Source organism: Sphingobacterium sp. MYb388, assembly GCF_037479535.1.
GTDB classification, from domain to species: Bacteria; Bacteroidota; Bacteroidia; order Sphingobacteriales; family Sphingobacteriaceae; genus Sphingobacterium; species Sphingobacterium anhuiense.
This window is the reverse complement of record NZ_JBBGYV010000008.1, coordinates 238,237-264,398: the sequence shown is the minus strand read 5'-3', so window position 1 is coordinate 264,398 and position 26,162 is coordinate 238,237. Positions and strand designations below refer to the sequence as shown.

Here is a 26,162-nt window from a genome sequence, read left to right as displayed (position 1 = left end):
TAAACTCATTTATACTGTCCATAAATAACTAGAATATATGTGAATAGCCAAGTGTTAATAAGTTAAGATTACTACAATTATTAACACGTTATGTTAGTTATTAACATTAAATTGTTAATAACTTATTGCGGCCAAACATCTGTTACACGGTAAAAAAACTCTTCAACTTTTACTTTCCTGGTAATGAGAAATTTAACTATTTTTTTTATAAAAGGATATATTTTTCTTTTTAGACAACTTTAATTTGATATAACTTAGTTGGTGTACATAATACAGCCTTAGTGTTTTGTATACATTACCAATTTAAACCGATTAAATTAAATAACGGTCTTGTTTAATAGACTATTGGTATACTTCCAATAGAAACAGTCTGTTTACCTAATTTAATTAACATCAACTATTTTAAACCAAACTAAAAAATTATGAGCAATCTTAATTTAGGTCAACAGCAATGGAAGAAAGCCTTTTGGATGGGAGCTATCGTCTCTTTATCTACAATCTGCCAATCACCAGTGCTTGCAAATCCAAAGAGTTTAACTTTTATGAGTTCGACTCAAGAAAAGATTTCAGTTAGTGGCATTGTCACTAATACAGATGATGGTTCACCAATTGAGGGTGTCACTGTATCTGTTGTAGGGACAAATATCGCTACCAAGACAAATCAAAAAGGGGAGTACGTTTTGACAAATGTTCCAAGTGACGGAAAGTTGAATTTTCGAATGATCGGAATGACTTCTACAGATGAAGAAGTTAAAGGAAGAACCAGCATTATGGTGAGTCTCATTAGTTCCAGCGCCAACCTAGAAGAAGTGGTTGTGGTTGGTTATGGGGTGCAAAAGAAGGAAACTGTTACAGGATCTGTAGTCGCTGTAAAAGGTTCTGAACTATCAAAATCACCAGCTCTCAATGTTTCCAATGCCTTAGCAGGCCGGGTGCCGGGGGTAATTGCGACGAATGGATCTGCAGAACCCGGCTATGATGGGTCAACTATAAGTATCCGCGGAACCAATACCTTAGGAAATTCGAGTCCACTAATTGTTATTGATGGAATTCCGGCACGCCAAGGTGGTTTTGAAAGATTAAATCCGGCAGATATTGATAATATTTCAGTTTTAAAAGATGCCTCTGCAGCCATTTATGGTGCCAGAGCGGCAAATGGAGTTATTTTGGTAACGACAAAAAGGGGAACAAACGGAAAACCTAAATTATCGTATAATTTTAATAAGGGATTTTCACAACCGACGGTCATTCCAAAATTGACAGATGCCGTTGAATACTCCGAATTGCGAAATGAACTCGAGATTTATAAATTACCGGTAGCAGAGTGGGCTGCGGCACAAAATGCCTTCAAAACGACCGGTACTTTTATCCGTCCAAACAATACAGCTGTTTCCGCTCCTTTTACACCAGAAGATGTTCAATTATTTAAAGATGGCAGTGATCCCTGGGGACATCCTAATACAGATTGGTATGGGGAAACCTTAAAGAATTGGTCTCCTCAAGAGAAGCATAATGTACAGATTACCGGAGGAAATGATGCGGTGAAATATCTAACCTCAATTGGATATCAGAATCAAGATGCCTACTATAAAAAATCTGCAACCGGATATAAACAATATGACTTAAGAATTAACTTGGATGCCAAGATAAGTAAATACATCACAACCAAATTTGGAGTTTTAGGGCGTCAAGAAAATAGAAATTTCCCAACCAAAGGAGCGGGTACCATCTTTAGAATGTTGATGCGGGGTAATCCTACACAACCAGCTTATTGGCCAAATGGAATGCCTGGACCTGACATTGAAAATGGTGAAAATCCTGTTGTGATCACGACTAACGAAACAGGTTATGAACGCGATAAAAGATATTATTTTCAAACCAATGGACAGATTGATATCACAATTCCTTGGATAGAAGGCTTGAAGTTTTCTGGTAATGCAGCTGTCGATAAATACATTAAGAAAATTAAACGTTGGGAGACGCCGTGGTACCTGTATACTTGGCAGGGAGCTTATGAAGCTGATGGAGTAACTCCACAATTGGTAGCGGGCAAAAGAGGTCCGGCAGATCCACGGTTAAACCAATCTGATGAAGATCAGTTGAATATATTGCTGGGCGGTGTGCTGACTTATGATAAGGTCATTGGTGATCACACGTTCAATATACTAGCTGGGGTAAACAGAGAAACAATCCAAAATGATAACTTTTCAGCTTATCGACGCTATTTCTTATCGGATAAGGTCGATTATCTGTTTGCTGGTGGTGATGCCGAGAAGAATAATGACGGTAGTGCATGGGAGCGTGCAAGATTGAATTATTTTGGAAGGATCAATTACAATTATAAATCGAAGTACATTGCTGAGTTGCTATGGCGTTATGATGGTTCTTATATGTTCCCGGAGAAAACGCGTTATGGATTTTTTCCAGGGGCGATGTTAGGTTGGGTCGCTTCAGAAGAAGGATTTTGGAAGGATAATATAAAAGCCATTAATTATTTTAAGATACGAGCATCTTATGGTCAGATGGGAAATGATAATGTCTTTTATGATGATCTCCTACAAGAATATCAATTCTTCTCCACTTATAAATTTGGATCTTATATTCTTGGCGATGAAATGATTAAAACCCTATACGAAAGCCGTGTCCCAAATAATTTCATTACTTGGGAGGTTGCTAATAATTATAATTTAGGTATTGATGCGCAGCTTTTAGGGGGTAAGATTAACTTTGAGTTTGATGTTTTTAAAAATAGAAGAAACTCAATCCTATGGAGACGTAATGCATCTATTCCTCAAAGTACGGGTATGACGTTACCTGCTGAGAACATCGGCAAAGTTGATAACAAAGGATGGGAGTTTAATTTAGGTTATCGCGATCAGAAAGGCGATTGGGGATATAGTGCTTCCATCAATGGTGGGTATGCTAAAAATAAAATTGTATTCTGGGATGAAGCTGCTGGAGCACCATCTTGGCAGCAGACAACTGGTAGAGTGATCAATTCCGGGTTGTATTATCAATATGATGGTGTATTTAAAAGTCAGGAAGAGATCAACTCTAATACCTTGGATTATTCGGCAATTACGAATAATCTAAGACCTGGTGATATGAAGTATAAAGATTATGATGGAGACGGAAAGATTACGCCGGATGATCGTGTGCGGACAAATAAGAATACGAATCCAACTTTTCAAGGTGGTTTGAATCTGGGATTACGGTATAAGAATTTTGATCTATCCATCTTATTTCAAGGGGCTATGGGTGGAGAAGTTCGGATAGCGACAGATGAATCTGGTGCAATTGGTAATTACTTACATGAATTTTATGAAAATAGATGGACGATCGATAATCCTAGTTCTGAACATCCGCGTATCACCGATCGTTCGGATCAGTACTATTCCAAAGACAATACCTATTGGTTGCATTCAAACAATTACCTGCGTCTAAAAAATGTGGAAATAGGATATAATCTAAGTGCGAAACTTGTGGAACGCTTAGGTATTTCAAGTTTTAGAGTTTATGCGAGCGGTATGAACTTAGTTACTTGGTCCAAATTGAAAATGTATGATCCTGAATCGACTAATACTTTAGGGCATTACTATCCTCAAGCTCGATTAATCAACACAGGGATACTTTTATCTTTTTAATTCGCTATCATTATGAAAACAATAAAATTATTTTATATACCGATTTCTGCATTATTATTTACAGGATTATTTGCCAGCTGTAATGATGATTTTGTCAATACCAAACCATTGGCAGAGGTTCCAAAAGAGCTTGTATGGACAGATGCAGGACTCGCTCAGGCATTTGTAAATGATCTATATAATGGATTTGGACAGGGAGGTTTTAACGAACAGATGTTAGCCTCGTTGACAGACGAGTCCATGTTTACCCATCCGGGTAGAGGAATCAATACCATTACGGAGAGTAGGTCCAATCCAGCGGATCAGGGCTGGATTGTTGATTCATATGAGTATGGGAATATGTATAAGCGTATCCGCGCGACTAATATTGCGATCGAAAATCTTATTACGCCAAAATTCAATAATGAAGCGCTAGCGAAACAGATGTTGGGAGAGGCTTATTTCTTAAGAGCCTATTACTATCAGCAACTTTTGCGTTTCTATGGTGCAATTCCATTGATTACCAAGATTTATACGCTTGAAGATACGGATTATACTGCTGCTCGAAATACGTATGAAGAGTGCGTCAATTTCATTGTTAAAGATTGCGAACAGGCAGTTACTTTATTGAGTGGGGTGGCAAAAGTAGATGGTCGTACCAATGAGGCTGCAGCTTTAGCTCTAAAAGCTCGTGTGTTACTTTATGCGGCTTCCGATTTGCATGATGTACCAACGGCAAAGACCAAATCTTCAACTATATCAGCATATGCTAACCCAGAACTGCTAGGTTATGTATCTGGAAATCGTACAGAGAGATGGCAAAAAGCTAAAGCAGCAGCAAAGGCGGTGCTGGATAAATCTGAACTGGCATATAAACTAAACTTATCAGAACCGGTTTCTCCTTTAGAAGGGAGAGCAAATTATATCGCGTTAGCGATGGGAGGGAATTCAAAAATTGCCGATGCTGATGCAAAACGGGATTTAATTTTAGGAAGATTCTTTAATGACTTGAAAGATGAAGGTGGTGCTTATGTAGGGCGTAACAATGGACCTAATGGCTATCATAACTGGGCAGGGAATAGTCCTACGCAATTGCTGGTTGATGATTATGAAACTTTGTCCGGTGAAAAATTTAATTGGAATAATTCTGTTCACGCAGCAAACATATATACCAATCGTGATCCTCGCCTTGGAGCTTCTATATTATATGACGGTGCTACTTGGAAACCAAGAACAGATGATGTTAAGAAGAGAGATCCTGCGAATCAAATCCAAACAGGTCAATATGAGGTAATCAATGATAAGGGAGCGAAAGTCATCCAGTATGGGTTAGATACGCGTAATTCTCCGGTTGAAGATTGGAATGGTAGTTATACGGGATATTATATGCGTAAGTTTGTTGATGCGGATCCTGCGATTGTTGATCAAAATACCAGACAACGTGTGCCGTGGCCAGTACTTCGTTATACTGAGGCCGTACTGAATTATGCAGAAGCTTGTCTTGAATTGGGAGAGGATGCTGAAGCACGTACATGGCTCAATAAAATTCGGTTCAGATCCGGAATGCCTGCAATTGATAACGATGAATCTGGACAAAAATTAAAAGATCGGTACCGTAATGAAAGACGTGTTGAATTGGCTTATGAGGAACACCGCTTCTTTGATACACGCCGTTGGATGAATGCCAAGGAAACGATCGGGAGACAAGTTACTTTAATTAATATTTTTGGGACTTTAAAAGCGGGTAAGCTTGTGAGTCTTTACCAATATAATACAGACAATTATAGCTACTCTTATAAAGTGAATACAATTGCACCTGGGATAGAAAATAGAAATTGGTTGGATAAAATGTATTTCATATCCATTCACCGAGATGAAATGAATAGAAATACCAAGTTGATTCAAAACCCGGGTTACTAGTTTTAATTAGCTAATTAATAAAATGGGTTATCTTTAGTAAGTCATGACTTTAATTATAAAAGTTTCATCGTGCTTATTTGAGATAACCTTTTTTTTGTTAAAATAAATGAATGCGAACCAATTGTTCCCATTCGTCGTCAAGTGAGCCTATAAATTCAGATTTCTTAGCTCGGTTATACCAGTAGCGTGCATTCCAAAGATCTTTTTCTTTGCGGTGTAGGTAAGCATGCACATGTGCCGATTTTGAATCTTGTAGATGATCGATTAAATCATGGGCTTTTTGCCAATCACCTTTTTTATCCCACCAAAGTGATTCGAGCCATATAGAAAGTTCAGACGGTGGAACTGCCAATACGGTGGAAGATGAAAATTTTTCAAATGTTAACATGCTTCTAAAATAGCGAATAATGTCAACATAAAAGGGTGATTTTATTAAAATCACCCTTTTATGTTATTTAAATCTGCTTGCTAATGCGGCTAATTTTGAAGCCATATCAGTCTCAGGTTCTTTTTCTTTTCGCTCTTTGTTGTGAAAACTTTTTGGCTCACGCTTCTGTTTTGGTGATGAGGTTGCGTCATTTGTTTTCATAGAAAGGCCGATACGATTTCTTTTCTCATCAATTTCGGTTACTGTAACCTCTACATGTTGTTGTACTTTTACTACTTCGTGCGGATCAGAAATAAAACGGTTCGACAGTTGGCTCAAATGTACCAGTCCATCTTGGTGAACGCCAATATCAACGAAAGCACCAAAATTAGTAATATTCGTTATGATACCTGGTAATTTCATTCCTACCCTTAAATCCGATACTGCATTTACACCATCAGTAAAAGCGAAAGCTTCGAATTTTTCACGTGGATCCAGTCCTGGTTTTGCCAATTCGGCGATGATATCATTCAGTGTCGGTAGACCAACTTCATCAGAGATATAATTTTTCAATGGTATTGTTTTCCTTAGTTCGGCATTACTCAACAGCTCATGAACACTTGTTTTAAGATCTTTAGCCATTTGCTCGACTAATTTATAGCGTTCAGGATGTACTGCTGATGCATCTAAAGGATTTTCAGCATTGCGGATGCGTAAAAATCCGGCGGCCTGTTCAAAAGCTTTATCTCCCAACCTCGGTACTTTCTTCAATTCACGACGTGATTTGAAAGGTCCGTTTTCTTTTCTATAATTGATGATCGATTGTGCCAAAGCAGGACCTAAACCAGATACGTAAGCTAGAATTTGTTTTGATGCAGTATTTAATTCAACACCTACATTGTTCACACAGCTCATAACTGTATCGTCAAGTGAGCTCTGTAATTTGTTTTGATCAACGTCATGTTGATATTGTCCTACACCGATCGATTTTGGATCGATTTTCACCAACTCTGCTAGCGGATCCATCAACCTGCGACCAATAGAGACAGCGCCACGTACCGTGATATCCTGATCCGGAAATTCATCTCGTGCAGTTTCTGAAGCAGAGTAAATAGAAGCGCCACTTTCATTAACCATCACAATAGTAACTTGATCTAGATTCAGTTTACGGATGAAATCTTCTGTTTCCCTTCCTGCTGTTCCATTACCGATAGCAATGGCTTCGATATCATATTTTTTTACTAAATAAGGTATAGTACGTGTTGCTTCAGCTAGACCACCAGCACCACTATGTGGAAATATAGCCGTATTTTCTAATAAAGCTCCTTGCTGATCTAAAACTACAGTTTTACAACCCGTTCTAAATCCAGGATCGATTGCTAAAATTCTTTTCTGTCCCAATGGGGCCGCCAAAAGTAGTTGACGTACATTATCTGCAAATACCTTGATTGCTTCTTCATCCGCTTTCTGACGTGTTAAAACCCGAATTTCAGTTTCCATAGAAGGTTTTAATAGTCTTTTAAAGCTGTCTGTCAAAGCTAAGCGAACTTGCGCCGCCGCTTCATTATTAGTTTTGATATAAAGGTGGTCAATTGCAGGAAGAACTTCCTCTTCAGCAACTTCGATGTCCAAATAGAGAAGTTCCTCTTTCTCACCACGACGCATGGCCAAGACACGATGTGAAGGTGCATTTTTTAATGATTCTGACCATTCGTAGTAATCTTTATATTTTAAAGCGGCTTCTTCTTTTCCTGGAACTACCCGAGATACAAACTGGCCTTTGTCCACAAATATTTTACGCGCTTTATCTCTTACTTCTGCATTTTCAGCAATTGTCTCGGCAATAATATCGCGTGCACCAGAAAGTGCCTCTTCGATCGAGTTGACACCTTTTTCTTCATCGATAAGTGATGTCGCTAAATCGGTGAAATCTGTACGTTCCTGCGCTAATAGCAGGTCAGCAAGCGGTTGCAGTCCCTTTTCTCGGGCCATACTTGCACGTGTTTTACGTTTAGGCTTGTAGGGAAGGTAAATGTCTTCTAGATTTGCCATCGTCTCTACATGCTGGATTTTTAACGCTAGTTCTGGAGTTAATTTTCCTTGATCTGAGATTGATTTTAAGATGGCGTCCCTTCTTTTATCTAAGTCACGTAATTGTTGAATACGGTCACGGATGGTCGTAATTTGTACTTCATCTAGACTGCCCGTCATCTCTTTTCTATAACGTGAGATGAAAGGTACTGTAGCACCTTCATCTAATAATCCGATTGTTGTTTGTACTTGTTTTTCGCTAATCGCTAATTCCTTCGAAACTATAATTTCGTGTGTCATAAATAGGGAATGTAATATTTATTAAAATAGAAAGCTGCTGGAAATAATCCAACAGCTTTATTTGACGATATCTTATTGAAAATAATAGGCTTAAACTTATGCTTCTTTGGAAGGCTCTTCTGCTTTTTTAGCTGGATCAACTGCTGTTTTTTCAACAGATTCAGTTGTATTATCCTCAGTTGCCGCTGTTTGTCCGTTATCTGCAAAATGATCGTTGTAACCATATTGAAAATGGTTTGGTTCTTCACCATATTCAGGCTGACGACTATACTGCATAGTTCCTTCAGGTGCTGTAAACTGAGGCGTTTTCTTTTCGGACTCTTCTTTGTTCTCCGCTTCAGCCTCTTCTTTTACTTTTTGTTCTGCTGCTTGGGCTTCTGCCAAAGGATTTTCCTCTATTTTTAAATCAATGTCTTTTTCGAAATTATTAATTTGATCGGAAATTTCTCTTTTGATACCTTCTGAAGCATCTTTAAACTCTCTGATCCCACGCCCTAGACCTCTTGCCAATTCAGGAAGTTTTTTACCCCCAAATAATAAAAGAGCGATAACCAGAATCAACATCATTTCTGATGTTCCTATGTTAAGAAATGCAAATATTTGACTGTACATTTTACTATCGTTTTAATAAATTATAAATGCTAAGTTACAGCAATATTTTAAAAATGAAATAGTGTTTAAGGAAATATTAACATTTCAATTGTAAAAATTTAGTGTGCTAATTTGACATTTTCATTATGATTTATTGATAGATAAGAAATGTAGGATTGGGAAAAATCTCGTACTTTTGGAATCTTTTCAAATTAAGTAGCGGGAAAATATGTTGAAGCGATTAAAATCTTACAAGCCTTATTATTGGAGCACTTTTATACTGGCGGGACCAGTCGTGATCTCTCAACTTGGTCATACCATGGTACATATGGCAGACAGTGTCATTGTAGGGCATTTTGCAGGTACAGTTCCTTTGGCTGCGGTATCCCTGGTCAATGCGGTCTTTATGGTCGTTATGGTTATCGGTTTGGGTATTGCTTACGGAATTACCCCATTAATTGCTCAGGAAAATGGACGTGGTAATAAAGAAGAATGTGCCAAGTTGCTTTCGAATAGTATTTGGATGAATGCCATAGCAGGGATACTCTTATTTTGCCTCGTATATTTTGGTTCTATGTTGGCTATTGATCATCTAGACCAAGATCCTGCGGTGGTAAAAGAGGCGAAACCTTATTTACTTATTCTGAGTTTATCTATCTTTCCTTTGATGATTTTCAGTGCATTTAAGCAATTTGCTGAAGGTTTAGGTTTTACTAAACAAGCCATGAATATTACCATATGGGGCAATGTTCTGAACATTATCTTGGCCGTTATTTTTGTTAAAGGAATGTTTGGTATCAAACCTATGGGCGTCAGTGGGGTAGGATACAGTACGTTGATCGACCGTATTATGATGATGGTCGTCATGTTGTTCTATGTTATGAGATCTTCTTATTTTCAGCCCTACATCAGCAAATTTAAGCTATGGGCTGTTGATCTTATCCGGATTCGAAAAATTTTGAAAATAGGAGCACCTGTAGCCATGCAATATGTCTTTGAAATCGGTGCATTTGCAGGAGCCTCATTGATTGCAGGAACTATCGGTGCTGTTGAGCAAGCTTCACATCAGGTTGCTATTCAATTAGCTGCTATGACTTATATGATGGCAAGTGGCATTGCGGCGGCTGCAACTATTAAAACAGGGAATAGCTTTGGTAACAAAAACTTCTTTCGTTTACAGCGTTTTGCAGTTTCCTCTTATCAATTGGTTTTAGTATTTATGACATTGACGGCATCACTTTTTGCTATCTTTAATAACTACCTTCCTTTTATTTTCACACAGGACATGGCAGTCGTTACTATTGCAGCTCACTTGTTAATTATAGCGGGATTATTTCAGCTTTTTGATGGAACTCAGGTTGTAGGTTTGGGCATACTAAGAGGTATGGGCGATGTCAATATACCGACATTAATCACTTTTATTGCCTATTGGATCATCGGATTGCCAAGTGGATATTTTATGGGAGTTCATTTAGGCATGGGCGTCGAAGGAATCTGGTATGGTTTGACTTTGGGCTTGCTCACATCGTCTGTTTTATTGTACTGGCGTTACCGTATTGTAATTCATAAACATTTGAATGCTTAGCATAAAAAAAGGCTTCTTTTAATTTAACAGAAGCCTTTTTTTATGCTATAAAACGTTAGATTTCACGGTTAATATCCCAGTTCTCTAAATAATCGGCCACTCTCTTCAAAAATGTTCCTCCCAATGCTCCATCTATGACACGATGATCATAAGATAGCGAAAGATACATCATCTGTCTAATGCCAATTAGATCACCATGTTCTGTTTCAATAACAGCAGGTTTCTTTTTAATCGTACCTACTGCCAGAATAGCTGCTTGAGGCTGATTGATAATAGGTGTACCCATGATATTTCCAAAAGCACCAATATTAGTAAAGGTAAATGTTCCACCTTGGGTATCATCAGGTTTTAACTTGTTAGCACGTGAGCGATTAGCCAGATCATTGACAGATTTGCTAAGTCCCACTAAGCTTAATTGATCAGCATTTTTGATTACAGGAACAATTAGATTACCATTTGGAAGTGCGGCGGCCATTCCAATATTGATATTTTTCTTTTTGATAATATGATTCCCATCAACAGAAATATTAACCATAGGGAAGTCTTTTAGCGCTTTAGCGATTGCTTCAATAAAAATAGGAGTGAAGGTGATATTTTCGCCATCTCTCTTTTTATACACCTCTTTCGCCTTATTGCGCCAGTTGACCAAATTAGTAACATCTGCTTCCACAAAAGAACATACATGTGGTGAAGTCTGTACACTTTTCACCATATGATCTGCGATGATCTTGCGCATACGGTCCATCTCGATGATTTCATCCCCGCCTGAATTTATAGTATGAGCAGTTTCAACTGGAGTTGCAGCATACTGTTCTTTTTTCTCGGGAACAACAGTTGCTACTGGTTGAGTTGCACGTGTGCTAGTATAATCAGTGCCAGTCTGCTCTCTTTTGCGTGTTACATATTTTAAAATATCTTCTTTGGTTACACGTCCCTCAGAACCTGTTCCAACAACCTGATCTAACTCTTGTTGACTTAAGCCTTCATGAGAAGCTATATTTTTGACTAAAGGAGAATAGAATCTAATTCCATTATGAATGCTGGACTGATGATTTTCAATAGCAGGTTGAATCTGATTTAATCCTGGTATTTCTATTTTTTTATCTTCAATCTGAATCGTAGTCGGAGTAACTTCTATTTTGTCTTGATTTTTCTCTAATGCTGATTGTGTATCTACTGTTGGAGATTCTATTCCATCTTGGTCACCTTCGATCTCAATAATGGCAATTATATCACCTACTTGTGCAACTTGATCAATTGAAAAAAGTTGTTCTTTTAATATTCCTTTTACTGGAGAAGGTACATCCGAATCGACTTTATCAGTTGCTATTTCTAAAATTGCTTCATCTTCACTAATGGTATCACCTGGTTGTTTTAACCATTTTGTTACAGTAGCTTCAGATACACTTTCCCCCATTTTAGGAAGTAATAATTTATATAATGCCATAATAATTCAACTGCAATCCTTTTAAATACTAAGTTAGTTATTTTAAGGTTTATATTTTACAAAGTAAAATATAATTTTTGATAAATCAATTTTTGCGGAATAATATTTTACAAATCAATGCCTATCTGATGTTCTTTGACAAGTAATTGCCAAAGCATGAAAAGCGCTAATTGTCTGGTTCGTTCGATATTTATTGTTCTGTCATTTTGAAATTGGAACTTTCTGGCAATGGTTTCTTTTTCACCGGCAATTGCGATCCAAACTGTACCTACCGGCTTTTCTGGAGTACCTCCTGTTGGCCCTGCAATTCCACTGGTTGCAACCGCGTAGTTTGTATCAAATTTATGTTTAGCACCTTGAGCCATTTCAATAACAGTCTGTTCACTTACTGCTCCGTATTGACTCAGTGTTTCTTCTTTAACATCCAAAAGCTGTTGCTTTAGCTTATTCGAATAAGGAACGGTACCACCCACATACATCGTACTACAGCCAGGCACTGCCGTTATCATAGCGGCAAGACTGCCTCCCGTACAGCTTTCTGCTGTTGTTAACGTTAACTGGAGACGAATAAATTTGTGAATTAAAAACTTTTCTATTGAGGTGTCATGATTTGCAATGACATGATCAGCAAGTCTGTCGATCAGCTTACTTGCGAATTCTTTTGTTTCTTTTGTAATGTCGTCTTTATGAGATCCAGTTCCCGATAGCCGTAACCTAACAAAGGCAAGGGTGGGCAAGTATGCGAGTTTAATATGTGCAGGTAATTCAGATTCTAGATCCGCTATTTTTTCAGCGAGATAAGATTCACCAATTCCTCCAACGATAATATTTTCCTGTGCCAGATAAGTTGTGTTATCTTGTTTACAAAGTATGGGTAATACTTGTGTGTTCATGAGATGTTTCATTTCAAAAGGAACACCAGGCATAAAGATATAGGTGGTAGCACCTTTTTTTATGAGCATACCCGGAGCAGTACCGTATTGATTGAACAGGATAGTACATCCTTTTAACACATCCGCTTGCTGTCTGTTGATTTCCAGCATTTCTTTTCCACGAGCTTCAAAAAATTGCGTTACATGCTGTAAGACTTTTTCATCGCGTTGCAGGAAAGTATTAAAATACTTCGCCGCAGTTTGCTTGGTTATATCATCTTTCGTAGGACCTAATCCCCCTGTAATAAGTACAACATCCGTCTGATCCTGACTATTGGATAATGCATTGAAGATGGCTTCCTCTTTGTCCGAGATCGAAAGGATCTGTGTTACGGAGATATTATTGTTTTGAAGCTGAGTCGCTATCCAGGCTGAATTGGTATCAATAATTTGACCGATCAGGATTTCATCTCCTATGGTTATAATTTGTGCTTTCATGGATATATAATAAAAGAAACGTACTGGTGTTGCGAGCAAAAGCTACCGAATTTCAACGTTGAATCTTTTAGGTCAATTAAAAATGTTAAAAAAAAGCAGTTATTAAAAATAACTGCCACCTGAACTATTCCTTTTCGAAAGTTTTAAATCTTGCAGGATTGAAGATTTAGCTCTTATCGTAATGTTATAACTTTGGTATCTTCCAAAAGGTGTCCATCCAATTGCCATATCCCAACAGTGAAGGTCTCTATAGATATTAAACTGTGTCAACGATATCTCTTTTGCTTTTAGATCGTAGCCCGAGTTAAAGGTTACTTTCCATTTCGGCGTTAAACTAAAATCACCATGAATATTTACCGTGCTCGTGATGGTCGAAACATGACCTGGCTTAGAATATTGGAAACTAAATGATCCGGCTAAGTTCCAAGGTATATTGAAATTCACAAACGCATTCGGGTCGGCACTGATGCGGGATAGAGCCTGTGCCTGTTCCGGAGTCATATTGGCTCCCATTTGGTTACGTAAAGAATCGATGTTATTATTTCTGTTTTTTGAGGCCTTTGGATTGAAACTATAATCAAATGAAAGACCGAAATTGGTCAAACGTGCAAGTTTACCATCACTGAACATATATTTGTTATAGCGTTGTCCTGCTTGATCAATTGCATAGGGATCTAATGTTCCGTTGAAGTTAATGTTAATTTTTTCACCAAATACGGCAGTTCTTCCAGAGAAAGAGATGGGTGATAATTTCATGGAATCGGCCACAAAATTGTAGTTTCCACTAAATGATAAACCCTGTAGGATCGGAATCTTTTTAAACCCACCATCTGTGGTATCCGATTTACTCTTTACTTTTGCTTCGATATTATTATCAACAGAGAAACCGATTCCCATAGATTTACCTGCCGAAGGTGAGCCGTACACATTATCCTGAAAAATAGAGTACTGGTTTAACATACCATATTGATCAACATAATTTTTATAGAAGCCATATTTCGAATCAGAAAAATCAGGTCTGTAGTTTAAATTGACAGATGGGGTGATGACATGCCTTATAGCCTGTATTTTACCGATTTTTGGATACATACCATAGATTTTGGTAGATACTCCGGTTGATACAGAATAATCATAAGCCCTTTTAAATCCTTGTACTGTATCTTTGGCCGCAACATAACCTTCTTTGGTATTCTCCATTCGCTGACGGGTACTCTGTAAATACCATCTTTCCGTGTAATTCACACTTGTGTTGAATTGGAAATGACTAACATTTAGGGATAAACTGATCGGGATATTATGTTGAAAACCGTTTGTAAATTGTTTTAAGGTCTGTTTTGAAAATAAGGTTGAGTCGCCAGTATTTAAGGTATTAGTTCCCTGTAGACTATATCCTACGTTGATACGTTGGTACCACTTTTGTTCATTTACACGGTCTTTAGAATCAAAAGGATTGAAAGAAGAAACGTTTAAACTGAAATTAGGAAGTTGCAAATAGACATTGCCTGTACTCATGTCCTGGCGATGGCTCAGACTCGAGGTAAAGTTAACTTTTCCGTCAGCAAATACACGACCATAACTAATGGAGGAAGACATGTTATTTTTGGTGATATCGTTATACGTATTGGTTCCGTTTGCACCTGTATTTCTAAAATATGATCCCGTTCCAAAATTCACATTTGCTGAAAAAGAGGTTCCCGGATTTGCTTCCTGACGCTGTGTATGGTTCCAAGTAACATTGAAATCTTTGTTAGTCCCATAATTATCTGTTCCTTCAACTCCGGCTTTGGTTGAGGCATAACGGATATTGAATCCACCATTATATTTATAGTTGACCGTATATCTTGTATTGATCGATGCTTCCCATGATCCTTTCGAATATAAGCTTCCTCGAACTTCACTATCCCAATAATCATTGAAAGCTAGATACCAACCGATGTCACGCATGGCAAATCCACGGGTATAGTCTTCTCCAAATGACGGAAATAAAAAACCTGAAGATCTTTTGTCCGGTTTAGGGAAAAAGGCAAACGGGAAACCGATAAATTTTAAAGGGATGTTCTGTAATACGAGATAGGATGGACCTGCGATAATTTGGTTTTTAGTCACAATACCTTTGCTGAGAAAAATCCCGAAGTGTGTGTGTGGTTCTGGAAGATTACAGGTACTATACAGTCCATGATACAGCGACATTTCATCGTAAATATTCTTACGAACTACCTTTGCCTGGATATAACCTCCTTCTACATCAGTCATGATTCCGTAGGTATTACCCTCTTGTTTTTCGTAATCATATAGGAGGGAGTCGACCGTTTTAGGACTTTCAGCTCCAGTCATTACAATAGGACGCCCTACATACTTGCCATTATGGTCGATAATACCTGATGCAAATATTTGTTTTTTATTTCGGTCTAATCGAATATAATCGGCAGATAGTTCAAAATCTTGATACTTAACTTTAGCACCTCTATATAAGTGACTTATATTTTTATCGACTTCCGTACGTTGTGAATCTCTGGCGATGATACTGACCTCCGCCTGCAATCCACCCTTATTTTTGGTACTGTCTTTGCCGATAATTGTAGAATCTCGTTTAACACGAACGGAATCAGTTGTTCCTTTGACCGAAACAGAGTCTTTTAGACTCTTTGACGTTGTCTTTACGGGGGTTTTTTCTTGCGAAAATGTTGCAGAAACACTTAGCGAAAGAATAAGAAATATTGTTAAAATGTGTGTTAACGACTTCAAAATTAAAGACAAATGTTATTTTTGTAAAAATATTTAAACTAAGCTTGACAAAATTAGTCAAAAACAAATAGAAAGTGATGTTTTTTAACGAGATTAACATTTCCTATTTTTGTACCACAATATTACTCATAACATTTTGTTATTAAATTACAGAAATCAAAAAAAATATACATGAAATTAGATTTGAATATTAGAAAGCGGAAACTTATATTTTTTTTAGCTCCAGCGATTTTTCTATTTATGGTTTTGACGAGTGCTACTCCTCCAAGCAATACTATTTCTAAAGCGCATGTTACTCCACCCCAGGATTATCAAATTAAAACAATTGTAATTGATGCCGGCCACGGTGGGAGGGATTCCGGAGCCAAAGGATCACGTTCTTTGGAAAAAAATATAGCTTTAGAGGTGGCTTTGAAATTAGGTAAAGAAATCGAAAGACAGTTGCCTGGAGTACGCGTAATGTTTACCCGTAGAACAGATGAGTTTATTGATTTATATAAGCGTATCCGAATGGCTAATGCTGCGAAGGCTGATATTTTTATATCGATTCACTGTAATTCTGCACCAGGAAGATCCTCAAGAGGTACAGAAACAATTGTATCAGGTTCACATCGCTTAGGTGAGCAGACTGCTGCCATTCGTGAAAATGCGTCCCTATTATTAGAGGAGAATTATAAAGAAAATTATCAGGGATTTGACCCAAAAGATCCAGAGAGTTATATCATCTTCTCTTTGATGAAAAATCAATACCGCGAGAAAAGTGTCAAATTAGCAAATCTGATGCAACAAGAATATGTTAAATCAGGAAGAGTAAGCCGAGGGATTCTTGAACAGGGATTGGCAGTATTAGCAGAAGCAGGAATGCCAGCGGTTTTGACCGAAATTGGTTTTGTAAATAATCGTGCAGAAGAAGACTATATGCTATCGGATGAAGGACAAAGTGAGATCGTACAAAACTTAGTCTCAGCAATCAGCGCATTCAAAAAAAGCGTAGAAAGATAAACTTATTTGCCATTGTCTTGTTTAAATGATAAATTGAGTTCAATAAAAACACCTTAAGGAAATATTATTTTGAAAATATCAAACGAGACTAAAGTCGGAATTTTAGCTGTAATAGCAGTAACATTATTATTTATAGGATATAGCTTTTTAAAAGGTAATGATGTATTTAGCAGTGATAATACCTATTATACATCTTATCAGGCAGTGGATGGTCTTACAGCCTCTAAGCCTGTATTAGTGAACGGATATCAGATTGGCCGTGTTTCTAAGATGACATTGCAACCAGATGGAAGCATTCTCACAGAATTTAAAATTAAAGCCGAATACAAAGTTCCGAAAAATACCGTTGCACGTATAGCAAGTACAGATCTCCTGGGTGGAAAAGCAATTGTATTTGATATGGGCAATAGTACAGAAATGGCTAAAGATGGTGAAACATTAGCTTCAGGTATTCAGGCAAATATAATGGACAAAGTAGAGCCTATTCAGAAAAGAGTTGAAACCATCACCATAAAATTAGATTCTGTACTAACAGTTGTCAATTCTGTTTTGGACGATCAATTTCAAGAAGACTTTAAGCAAAGTGTTCATAGTATTTCAACATCTTTAAAAAATGTGGAGCTAATTACGAAAGATGTAGAAGGTCTGGTTGGTTCGGAACGTAAAAGATTAACCACGATTATCTCTAATCTTGAAGTTATTACCAATACATTTAAAAATAATAGCGGTCAGATCACAGCTATCATGTCCAATTTGAATACTGTAACAGATAAAGCAGCTAAATTAGATTTCCAACAAACTATGGATAAAGCTAATATGGCTATGACAGACTTCCAAACAATCGTAGATAAGATCAACAAAGGGCAGGGTTCAATTGGATTATTGATCAATGATAATAAGCTCTATGATAATTTGAATAATGCTTCAGAAAGCCTTGATCACCTGATGAAAGATATTAAAGAGAAGCCGGGAAAATACATTAAGCTTTCCATCTTTGGTAAAAAGGGAGAGCAGGAGAAATAAAATTAAAAAGGCTTGAAGGTAAACTTCAAGCCTTTTTAATTTATAAGGTTTCTTTCAGCCATCCGAAAAATTCTCTTTGCCATACCTGAGCATTATGCCCTGATAGCACCCAGTGATTTTCGTCGGGTAAATAAACTAATCTACTTTTGATTTTCTTCAATTGTGCAGCCTGAAAAGCACCTAGTCCCTGGCCAATCGGCACGCGGTAGTCATGACCTCCTTGAAAGATTAATATTGGTGTATTCCACTTGTCAACATATTCAGAAGGGTTGAATTCGGTATATGATTTTACATTTGCTTTATCCCAATAAGGACCGCCTAGTTCGTGGTTCGCGAAAAACAATTCTTCTGTCGTACCATACCAACTTCTCATATCGAATAAGCCGTTATGTGCAATTAATGTTTTAAATCTATTTTCATGTACTCCAGCTAGCATATATACTGAATAACCACCATAACTAGCACCGATAGCAGCACGACGTGTTGTATCTACATATTTCTCTTTAGAAATATCATCAATGGCAGATAAATAATCCCGTATAGGCTGTCCGCCCCAATCTTTGGATATTGCTTCATTCCATTTGACTCCCCAGCCAGGCATCCCGCGACGATTTGGAGCGATCACAATATAACCTTGAGAAGCGATAAGCTGTAGATTCCAACGGAATGAGTAAAACTGGGTCAGTGCAGACTGAGGGCCACCTTCGCAATATAAAATCGTTGGGTATTTTTTTGTTGGGTCAAAATCTGGCGGATAAATTACCCAAGAAAAAAGATCTTGGCCATCAGAAGCTTTTGTAATTCTGGATTCAATTTTATTATCACTGATATGAGCATACATTTTATCATTGACAGTCGTCAATGCCGTTAACGTTTTATTCGCTAAGTCATATTTGTAAATCTCTGTAGCTCTTGTGAATTTTGTTGATGTTACGATCAACTGATTGGCTACCTGTCCCACAATTCCTGTGATATCAAAATTTCCTTCAGAGATTTGTTTAATCGATGCTAAAGATTTGTTTTTTAAATTAGTAGGAACAGTCAGTTCGAAAAGTTGTACGGTACCTTTGGATGGTGCCACAAAATAAATCTTACGATTGTCCTTGCTCCATATGAAAGAGTTTACTGTGCCGTCCCAATGTGCAGTAAGATTTAAACGCTGAGATGATGCTTTATCGAAAATAATGATATCATTTTTATCGGCTTCGTAACCATCTTTTTTCATACTTAGCCAAGTTAACTTAGTTCCATCTGGACTGTAAGTCGGGTTGGTATCATAGCCATTCATACCCTCAGTCAGATTTGTTGTTTGCTTAGAAGTAAGATCATAGCGGTAGATATCCGTATTTGTACTCACGGCATACGCTGTTCCAAACCTTTTTTTACTGACATATAGCACAGCTTTACTATCTGGTGTCCATTCAAAATCTTCAGAACCGCCAAATGGCATTTGAGGGCTATAGAAAGGCTCATCCTGCAATAAATCAATTGCTTCGCCAATCTTACCGTTGTTATAGCTGGCTACAAATGGATGATTGAATTTTCCATTATTGAACGTGTCCCAATGACGGTAGTCAAGATTGTCAAAAACATAAGCGTCAGATTTTGGTAAATCAGGATATTTGTCGGTACTGTGATATTTTTTGATTAAAACTGCTTTGCTAAATAAAATATATTGACCATTTGGAGAGAGTTTTACATTTTCTAGATCAGTTTCGCTGTGTGTCAATTGTATAGCTTCACCTTTATATCTATTCTTTTTCCAAAGTTGCCCTTTGAACAAGTAAATGATATCGCCATTTTCTGTAATCTGTACAACAGACTCGCCGCCCTTTTCACTTGTTAGAGGAGCTGTGTTACCTGTTTCTAGGGATAATGTGTAAAGGTTTTTTTCCGAACTGTTTGTTTCTATAGCATAATTAGAGACACCATATATTAAAGTTTTTCCATCTGTTGAAATTCCTTCTCCAGAAACTCGGCCTAATTTCCAAAGTGTCTGCGGATCTAATGGTGCTTTTGTGGTGTTTTCCATATTAAGAACCATTTTGGTTTCTTTGTTTTCCTGAGCTATTGATGCCGAAGCGCATAATAAAATGGAAAGCGTTATTAAAGATTTTTTTTTCATAAAGAATACGAATATGAACAGGCAAGATACAAAATCTAAGATCATTTAACATATTAAATAAAGTATTGGAGAAAGAAAACAAGGTGAAGGAATTGTTCAGAATGACGCGATATCACTTTGTGTTAAACTATTGAAGGGAATTGGAGAAATTATAAAATACTATCTTAACGCATTAAAAAAAGCATACCATTGATATTAGTGACTGAAAATTATATAGAATTAGTTGGATAAAAAAAGCTTCACTCAGTGCTCAAAAAGGAAGGGCTATTTAACCTTTTTAGCGCTGAGTGAATACGCAATTTTAAAGCTGTCTTTGCTCTTATTGGAGAATCGGGATAAGCGTATTTTCCTCTAATCTTACTGCGACATACTTTACGGAAGTAAAACCATCTTCTCTAGAAATGATGTTGGAAAGATCTAGCCCTCTTTTAGAAAAAGTACTTATGAGCGCAGTGCGGAATGTAGATTTGGAAGAACCCCAACCTTTTTCCGATACCGTATCATTGTTGAGCTGTATCAGTTCGTTGATTGAATAATAACTGAATTTTTCCAGTAAATGTTGATAAAGATTTGGTGTTGACATACAATTTAAAAATTTAAAGGATTAAACCATAAACTGTATCCAGATATTTTTGGTCGAAACCCATATTAATTTACCACCGCGGTTATGTAACTCGGTTGGTATTGCAACGTGCAATTCTGAATACTCTACAAAGTTAGTAGATTTTATTTTGTTTCAAAATTTATTTTAAAATAATTAATTCATGATGAGAATTTTATGAATGATGTCGATCCGATTATTATTTCTTTATGGCAGCAATTATAATAAATATTGGCCTTCTCATCTCGTCTTTCATTTCCGGATAAATTTTTAAAACTTCCTCTGAAGGTTTGGATTCCGATATTTGTTGAATATCAAAATTAGATTTAATAACTGTGTTGATGATAGTTTCTAAATTTCGATGGTATTTAGTTACCTCGTGTCCAAGAAATCGAGTGTTTCTTTGACCTTCTTCCTGATAATTGTCCATCGGCCAATGCAGACGATTTCCATTTTCATCCTTAAACCAATCCTGTTCAGCTCTTGAAGTAAAAGCAGGGTGCTCCATTGAAAAGACAAAACTTCCTCCTTTTTTAAGAATTTGATTTATTTTCATAAAAACACTGCTTAAATCTTTTAGGTAATGGAATGCAAGTGAACTAATAACGACATCAAATTCTTCATGGTCAAAATTAATATCCTCGATGGCCATTTTTTTATATTCAATTTCAAAGTTTTTGGAATGCTCTTTTGCTTTATCAATCATTTTTTGAGATAAGTCAATTCCAATTACATTTTTAGCCCCTTTTTGCTTAGCATAAATGCAGTGCCATCCATATCCGCAACCTAGATCAAGCACTTTCTTATTTTGGAAATCGGGTAACATTTTCTGTAAAACATGCTATTCTCCAGCAGCATTTAAACCATCTATAGAACGTTGCATCTTTCCATAGCTTTCAAAGAAGCTAGGATCATCATATTTGTTTTGTTTCATTTTATTATTCGCCGTTTCAAGATAATTTCAAATTTACTGCCAATATTATTTTTATCAAAACTTAGTTGGCTGAACGAGACATAAAAGCATACTTGACGATCCACCCATCAACAAGGGTGGATAAACCTTTAGTAAGTTACACTGTTATTAACATATTATCTCTTCGTTAGGAAAATTAAATTTGATATTGAATTAATTTTTGGTTATTTTTAAATTGTAAAATATATTGTACATAAATGTTTTAATATTTTAATGAAACTAATATTGATTTAATGAAGAAATATCTGCTTTTATTGCTATTTTTTTGCACACTGCTTATTGTTAGTTGCAAGAAATCAGAAGAAATTGATCCCCTATCAAACATGAGTATCGTCTTCTCTGACAATAATCATCCTGTCAAAGGAAAAGTGAAGTACGACTATAATTTGGACAATTGTGGACAGATCAATCTTATTACGAGCGTAAAGGAATCTGATGGTACTTATTCACAATTGAAATTAACTTTACTTTCTAATGGAGCATTAGCCAAGGTTCAGTATTTCAAACAAAATTCTTCAGCTGATGGTAACTATTTTGCTCCACATCTTCAGCCAGAGAAATCTTTTCAAATCGCGGATTTTAAATATGAAAAAGCAGGTGGTCGATTATCTTTTTCTTTTAGTGGAAAAGTTTATAAAAACAATGAGCAAGAACGAGTACTGACTGGTAAAGTAGATCTGCACGCCATTGAATATGCACCGTGCGAAGCATTGATCCTTAATGTAATGACAGTGAAATCTGCTTTTAATTTTTTCTCTATGTACTCATCTTCTACTAAATCAACTGTTAATCCAGGTAGATCGGACCAGTACAACTACTATACATATGTTGCTCACTCCAATTCTGGTCAATTTATAAATTTGAAGCTGGAAAGCGATATTTCAAAATTGGTAGGCCAGGAGATTGACTTTGATGACACTAATCCATTATACAGTGTTAAGTACTGGGAATATACCGGACTGTTTATGTTGGAGGAATCTTATGGATCCCTTGATCAAAACTGGAAGCGTTTTCAAACGAGGGGTAAATTTACCAGTATCCAAAAAGTATCGGATGAAAGATACAATAAACCGTATTACAAAGGTATAATCGTTATGGATATACTTGATGAAGGCCGTTTAGTTAAAGAAAGTGTCGAATTACCTTTTTATATGTCGTCAATGGACTGAGTAGCTCAATGAAATGTAGCATAGGCCACCTGAATAAATGTGTCTTTTATAATTACAATGCGTCTGATATTAATCAAGTGCATTTGTGAGGTCCTTTGGATCAAAGTTTAAAGTGTACTAGTTTTTCATTTAATATATGGGCATGTAGTGGAAATGCTTTACCTTAATATGGAGTGAAGCTGAAGGTAAAATATACCGTAGTAAAACTTCTGTAGGTTAATAACTTATATTAATGTATAAATGATATTTAAGAAATGTATAAATGATATTTAAGAGTTTATAGAGGTATTTTAGAGTTTAAGCCGCGGTAATACAATCTCTCTTTTACCAAGTTATAATTGCGAGATAGTTACTTATATAAACGCATATTTTGTTGTAGCCAATTTTCAAATAAATAAACCATTATGGCAATTTTAAAAGGTGGGATAAATGGACCTTTTTCGGGTAAAGTCGGAAGCATTGTAGGTTATGAATTAAACGGTCAGGCTATTATTCGGTCTCTTCCGCAAGTTGTGAAAAGAGCTCCTAGCGAATTGACGCTTATTAATCGGATGCGTATGAAGGTAGTATCCCAGTTTCTGAGACACCTTAAAGCTCCGATCGCATTTGGCTATAAAAACGTTGCCCCCAAAGGCAGTCGTATCGGAACTTTTCAATCGGCCCAATCTTATTTATTCCACAATGCAATTGATTATGACACCGAAAATGTGCCCTATGTTAATCCGGAGAAAGTGTTGGTATTTCGAGGTGATATGGTCCCGCCACAGCTTATTAATGTGGAACGTAGGGACAATAAGCTGTATGTCGAATGGAATACAGATGCCTGTAAGGGTTATCCTACTGCAGTCGTTGTACTCGCTTATGTAATTGAAAAGTCCTGCGTTTGGAATGAAGGAGCAGCAATCTCTACGGATGGAAAAATGTTGTGGGAACACACACAATTTTCTATTAAAGAAGATCAGGTCCACATCTATGTCGGTTTCTACGATATGCTACATGATAAATTCTCAGATTCTGTATATGGAGGATGCGTATAAGAAGTTTTTTTATGCTGCCTGATCAAAGTATAACTAACATTTTCTGTCCAATACTTTTTAGCTACAATAGCATATCATGGACAGAAAGTGTTAATAAAGTTATTACTACATGCTTCTGTCGTATTGCCTCATCTGGCCCAATAGTTTTCTTTGAATGTGATGGTGGTTTTATAAACATCTATTGTTGTCTCCAATTCACGGGAGTCATAACACCTATTTTTATTTTTGTATCGTGGTTAAATTCATTTGCAAAAAATACAATAGCTCATTATTGTGTTTTACCCAAATACGAGGTTTTTCTCATTCTAGATCTTGTAAGCCATTTTATAGTATAAGTTATGTCATAGAAACGGTCAAGGTAATAGACCATTAACCACTTTATATATAGAGAGATCTATTTCAAAAATGAAGCAACCAACTCTTCGATAACAAGCATCAATATATTAGCAAGCCAAAACAGATTTTGTAAGCACCTATTATGGAGTGAAGGACGAGCCAATAAACGAATAACATTGACTATACAATCGCCCTAGTGGCACACAACAAATAGCCTGCATGCACACAAGAACGACACTAGGATGAGCCTAGAATCACACAAGGTGGAGTATACTTCCATGCTGCATGTGCACAATGATGCGCCTTCCTATGGCCTCGCTATGCACATGTTATAGACAGCAAATGAGCAATTAGGCTTATCCGACCGCTATAGATGGAAATAGAAACAATAATCCATTTCATTATATTGCTTTTCTTTTAAGGAGTATCAAGATATATGTTAAATATATCTTGATACCTTCTGTTGCCAATCTCATCGTTTATCGTATTGATACCAATTGATCTTTGTGGATACGCGCATTAAAATTGCCAATATGATAAATATACCTATTGTACCCACTATGAGTGAATAATCACGTAATTGCATTAAGATAAATATGAAACTATAGAAAATGGAAAGTATTCCAGAAAAGATAAGTGCAGACCTGCTATCATTGGTAATAGATTTAATGAATGAAGCGATAAGAATAATAGTAGCTAATGCGGCTAGTAGGTAAGCGAGGTTGAAACCCAGATGCTCACTAATGGAAAGAAGCAGGGAGTAAAAGAGTACCATAGCAAAACCAATCAGCATATACTGTATAAGATGTATGCGTTGTTTTTTTATAATTTCTGTGAAGAACAGTGCCGCAAATGTTAGAATAATAATCAAAATTCCATATTTGGCTACACGGGTAGTTTTTTGATAATTATTGACTTCCTCTAAGAAGTTGATTTGAATCATATCTTTTTCTGTCGCTATACTACTCTCAGTGGTAGCGGTAGGTTCGACAGTACTGCTATATCCTTCACTGACGGCATTACTGATTTCATAATTGTTTTTAATTTCATACAGTTTCTCTGCTTCACCAACCCATTGTTGCGAAAATTTACGGTTGAAACTTGGAATATTCCAGGTTGCCTCAAAATTGTTCCCTGTTATATTTCGGTCATCGGCTAAAACGGCACCGTTAAAACTTGGATTAGCCCAATTTCCCTGGGTATGGATCTTAGTCTGTTTTGCCAATGGAAGGAAGTTAATGGATTGCGAACCTCTTACATTAAATTTAATCTGAAAATTACCTAAGGTTGTTTTTGTTTGAGAAAGATCGATGGCTGCAATCATGTTATTCTCAAAAGGATTTAGAGCAGACATATTAGGTTCGAAGTCAATTTTCGTTTGATTGAAAACCAAACTTGGAGATGCTCCAAGCCCTTTAAGATCACTTAAACCAATCAGTATTTTGGCATTTTTCCATTCTAGTTCCTGACCGCTCAAGTCTATTTTGTTAAAATCGATCGCATCAAAGGAACCTTTTAAATCAAGTTGGGCATTGTAGACGACGCTTTTATAAATACCTCTTTTAAGCGATTCTGGTGAAATCACACTATTAATGTCCAATGATTTTGGCATTAGGTAAACGTATTGTGTTATGTAGGTATTCTTAGTGGAGATGATGTTCTTATCCGTAGTTACAATTTCTTTTACAACCTGATAGGGGATGGCAATAATAGGGCCTGATATCACCTGTTGACCAGCCCATTTAAATGCAATTTCACTGCTTACTTCTGACTGTCTATTTTTTCTTTCTTCAATAAGATCCTTCACCCAGAATAATGGGATTAGCAGTAATAGAACCAGTACAACAATGGTACTCAGTTTGGCGAAAATAGATGAACCAATACGTTCTAAGAGGGGTGTTTTATTTGTTTCCATGA

The 26,162-nt window shown here is 36.7% G+C and carries 17 protein-coding genes and 1 riboswitch; of the genes, 7 read left to right on the top strand and 10 right to left on the bottom strand.

Translation table 11 applies throughout. From position 1 onward, the window contains the following. The first annotated feature begins 422 nt into the window (after window positions 1–422). Window positions 423–3,644, top strand: coding sequence for a SusC/RagA family TonB-linked outer membrane protein (locus WH188_RS21570; protein ID WP_206368692.1), 3,222 nt, complete (start codon window positions 423–425; stop codon window positions 3,642–3,644). Window positions 3,645–3,656: 12 nt separating this feature from the next. Next, entirely contained in the window at window positions 3,657–5,543 is a 1,887-nt protein-coding gene (locus tag WH188_RS21565; RefSeq protein WP_168128338.1) for a RagB/SusD family nutrient uptake outer membrane protein, read from the top strand. A 97-nt stretch (window positions 5,544–5,640) separates the two neighbouring features. On the opposite strand, the gene WH188_RS21560 is transcribed toward WH188_RS21565, so the two are convergent. The 3 genes from WH188_RS21560 to WH188_RS21550 all read right to left on the bottom strand — a co-directional run bounded on the left by WH188_RS21560 (window position 5,641) and on the right by WH188_RS21550 (window position 8,853). Next, a complete protein-coding gene (locus WH188_RS21560; protein ID WP_021189637.1) occupies window positions 5,641–5,931 on the bottom strand; it encodes a hypothetical protein in 291 nt (96 codons plus the stop codon). A gap of 63 nt (window positions 5,932–5,994) precedes the next feature. Continuing rightward, the gene (locus WH188_RS21555; RefSeq protein WP_168128339.1) at window positions 5,995–8,241 is read right to left on the bottom strand and encodes a Tex family protein; all 2,247 of its coding nucleotides are present in this window, start codon (window positions 8,239–8,241) and stop codon (window positions 5,995–5,997) included. Between the two features lie 96 nt (window positions 8,242–8,337). Continuing rightward, complete coding sequence (locus WH188_RS21550; RefSeq protein ID WP_168128340.1) at window positions 8,338–8,853, bottom strand: Sec-independent protein translocase subunit TatA/TatB; 516 nt, start codon at window positions 8,851–8,853, stop codon at window positions 8,338–8,340. Between the two features lie 208 nt (window positions 8,854–9,061). Here WH188_RS21550 and WH188_RS21545 point away from each other — a divergent pair, with 208 nt between their 5' ends. Next, window positions 9,062–10,417 carry an MATE family efflux transporter gene (locus WH188_RS21545; protein ID WP_168128341.1) on the top strand — a complete coding sequence of 452 codons (1,356 nt, stop codon included), beginning with the start codon at window positions 9,062–9,064 and terminating at the stop codon, window positions 10,415–10,417. A gap of 55 nt (window positions 10,418–10,472) precedes the next feature. Here WH188_RS21545 and WH188_RS21540 read toward each other — a convergent pair whose 3' ends face one another. The 3 genes from WH188_RS21540 to WH188_RS21530 form a co-directional block, all read right to left on the bottom strand. Beyond that, window positions 10,473–11,864 (bottom strand): dihydrolipoamide acetyltransferase family protein, encoded by a 1,392-nt coding sequence (locus WH188_RS21540; protein ID WP_168128342.1) that lies wholly within the window; start codon window positions 11,862–11,864, stop codon window positions 10,473–10,475. A 107-nt stretch (window positions 11,865–11,971) separates the two neighbouring features. After that, window positions 11,972–13,234: a competence/damage-inducible protein A gene (locus WH188_RS21535; RefSeq protein ID WP_168128343.1), complete on the bottom strand. Its 1,263-nt coding sequence runs from the start codon at window positions 13,232–13,234 to the stop codon at window positions 11,972–11,974. A 102-nt stretch (window positions 13,235–13,336) separates the two neighbouring features. Then, window positions 13,337–15,979, bottom strand: coding sequence for a putative LPS assembly protein LptD (locus WH188_RS21530; protein ID WP_206368694.1), 2,643 nt, complete (start codon window positions 15,977–15,979; stop codon window positions 13,337–13,339). A 171-nt stretch (window positions 15,980–16,150) separates the two neighbouring features. Here WH188_RS21530 and WH188_RS21525 point away from each other — a divergent pair, with 171 nt between their 5' ends. Together WH188_RS21525 and WH188_RS21520 are read left to right on the top strand one after the other, a co-directional pair. After that, the gene (locus WH188_RS21525; RefSeq protein ID WP_232789198.1) at window positions 16,151–16,981 is read left to right on the top strand and encodes an N-acetylmuramoyl-L-alanine amidase family protein; all 831 of its coding nucleotides are present in this window, start codon (window positions 16,151–16,153) and stop codon (window positions 16,979–16,981) included. A gap of 69 nt (window positions 16,982–17,050) precedes the next feature. Continuing rightward, entirely contained in the window at window positions 17,051–18,004 is a 954-nt protein-coding gene (locus tag WH188_RS21520) for an MlaD family protein (RefSeq protein WP_021189627.1), read from the top strand. A gap of 40 nt (window positions 18,005–18,044) precedes the next feature. Here WH188_RS21520 and WH188_RS21515 read toward each other — a convergent pair whose 3' ends face one another. From WH188_RS21515 to WH188_RS21505, 3 genes are all read right to left on the bottom strand, one after another. Further along, complete coding sequence (locus WH188_RS21515) at window positions 18,045–20,129, bottom strand: S9 family peptidase (protein WP_168128344.1); 2,085 nt, start codon at window positions 20,127–20,129, stop codon at window positions 18,045–18,047. A gap of 319 nt (window positions 20,130–20,448) precedes the next feature. Beyond that, entirely contained in the window at window positions 20,449–20,712 is a 264-nt protein-coding gene (locus WH188_RS21510; RefSeq protein ID WP_021189623.1) for a hypothetical protein, read from the bottom strand. 35 nt (window positions 20,713–20,747) lie between these two features. Continuing rightward, window positions 20,748–20,841: riboswitch (SAM-I-IV-variant riboswitch) on the bottom strand. 88 nt (window positions 20,842–20,929) lie between these two features. Further along, complete coding sequence (locus tag WH188_RS21505; RefSeq protein WP_237682884.1) at window positions 20,930–21,556, bottom strand: class I SAM-dependent methyltransferase; 627 nt, start codon at window positions 21,554–21,556, stop codon at window positions 20,930–20,932. Between the two features lie 470 nt (window positions 21,557–22,026). Here WH188_RS21505 and WH188_RS21500 point away from each other — a divergent pair, with 470 nt between their 5' ends. Then, on the top strand, window positions 22,027–22,872 hold the full coding sequence (locus WH188_RS21500; protein ID WP_168128345.1) for a hypothetical protein: 846 nt from the start codon (window positions 22,027–22,029) through the stop codon (window positions 22,870–22,872). 404 nt (window positions 22,873–23,276) lie between these two features. After that, the gene (locus WH188_RS21495; RefSeq protein WP_168128346.1) at window positions 23,277–23,909 is read left to right on the top strand and encodes a DUF6266 family protein; all 633 of its coding nucleotides are present in this window, start codon (window positions 23,277–23,279) and stop codon (window positions 23,907–23,909) included. A gap of 808 nt (window positions 23,910–24,717) precedes the next feature. Here WH188_RS21495 and creD read toward each other — a convergent pair. Beyond that, the gene (gene creD, locus WH188_RS21490) at window positions 24,718–26,160 is read right to left on the bottom strand and encodes a cell envelope integrity protein CreD (RefSeq protein ID WP_168128347.1); all 1,443 of its coding nucleotides are present in this window, start codon (window positions 26,158–26,160) and stop codon (window positions 24,718–24,720) included. Between the last annotated feature and the right edge of the window lie 2 nt (window positions 26,161–26,162).

Excerpts from the sequence above, each read along its gene's own strand:
- WH188_RS21505 (WP_237682884.1), bottom strand. The coding sequence starts at position 21,556 with ATGTTACCCGATTTCCAAAATAAGAAAGTGCTTGATCTAGGTTGCGGA.
- WH188_RS21560 (WP_021189637.1), bottom strand. The coding sequence starts at position 5,931 with ATGTTAACATTTGAAAAATTTTCATCTTCCACCGTATTGGCAGTTCCA.
- WH188_RS21510 (WP_021189623.1), bottom strand. The coding sequence starts at position 20,712 with ATGTCAACACCAAATCTTTATCAACATTTACTGGAAAAATTCAGTTAT.
- WH188_RS21555 (WP_168128339.1), bottom strand. The coding sequence starts at position 8,241 with ATGACACACGAAATTATAGTTTCGAAGGAATTAGCGATTAGCGAAAAA.
- WH188_RS21540 (WP_168128342.1), bottom strand. The coding sequence starts at position 11,864 with ATGGCATTATATAAATTATTACTTCCTAAAATGGGGGAAAGTGTATCT.
- WH188_RS21545 (WP_168128341.1), top strand. The coding sequence starts at position 9,062 with ATGTTGAAGCGATTAAAATCTTACAAGCCTTATTATTGGAGCACTTTT.
- WH188_RS21495 (WP_168128346.1), top strand. The coding sequence starts at position 23,277 with ATGGCAATTTTAAAAGGTGGGATAAATGGACCTTTTTCGGGTAAAGTC.
- WH188_RS21515 (WP_168128344.1), bottom strand. The coding sequence starts at position 20,129 with ATGAAAAAAAAATCTTTAATAACGCTTTCCATTTTATTATGCGCTTCG.
- WH188_RS21550 (WP_168128340.1), bottom strand. The coding sequence starts at position 8,853 with ATGTACAGTCAAATATTTGCATTTCTTAACATAGGAACATCAGAAATG.
- WH188_RS21565 (WP_168128338.1), top strand. The coding sequence starts at position 3,657 with ATGAAAACAATAAAATTATTTTATATACCGATTTCTGCATTATTATTT.
- WH188_RS21525 (WP_232789198.1), top strand. The coding sequence starts at position 16,151 with ATGAAATTAGATTTGAATATTAGAAAGCGGAAACTTATATTTTTTTTA.
- WH188_RS21500 (WP_168128345.1), top strand. The coding sequence starts at position 22,027 with ATGAGTATCGTCTTCTCTGACAATAATCATCCTGTCAAAGGAAAAGTG.
- creD (WP_168128347.1), bottom strand. The coding sequence starts at position 26,160 with ATGGAAACAAATAAAACACCCCTCTTAGAACGTATTGGTTCATCTATT.
- WH188_RS21535 (WP_168128343.1), bottom strand. The coding sequence starts at position 13,234 with ATGAAAGCACAAATTATAACCATAGGAGATGAAATCCTGATCGGTCAA.
- WH188_RS21570 (WP_206368692.1), top strand. The coding sequence starts at position 423 with ATGAGCAATCTTAATTTAGGTCAACAGCAATGGAAGAAAGCCTTTTGG.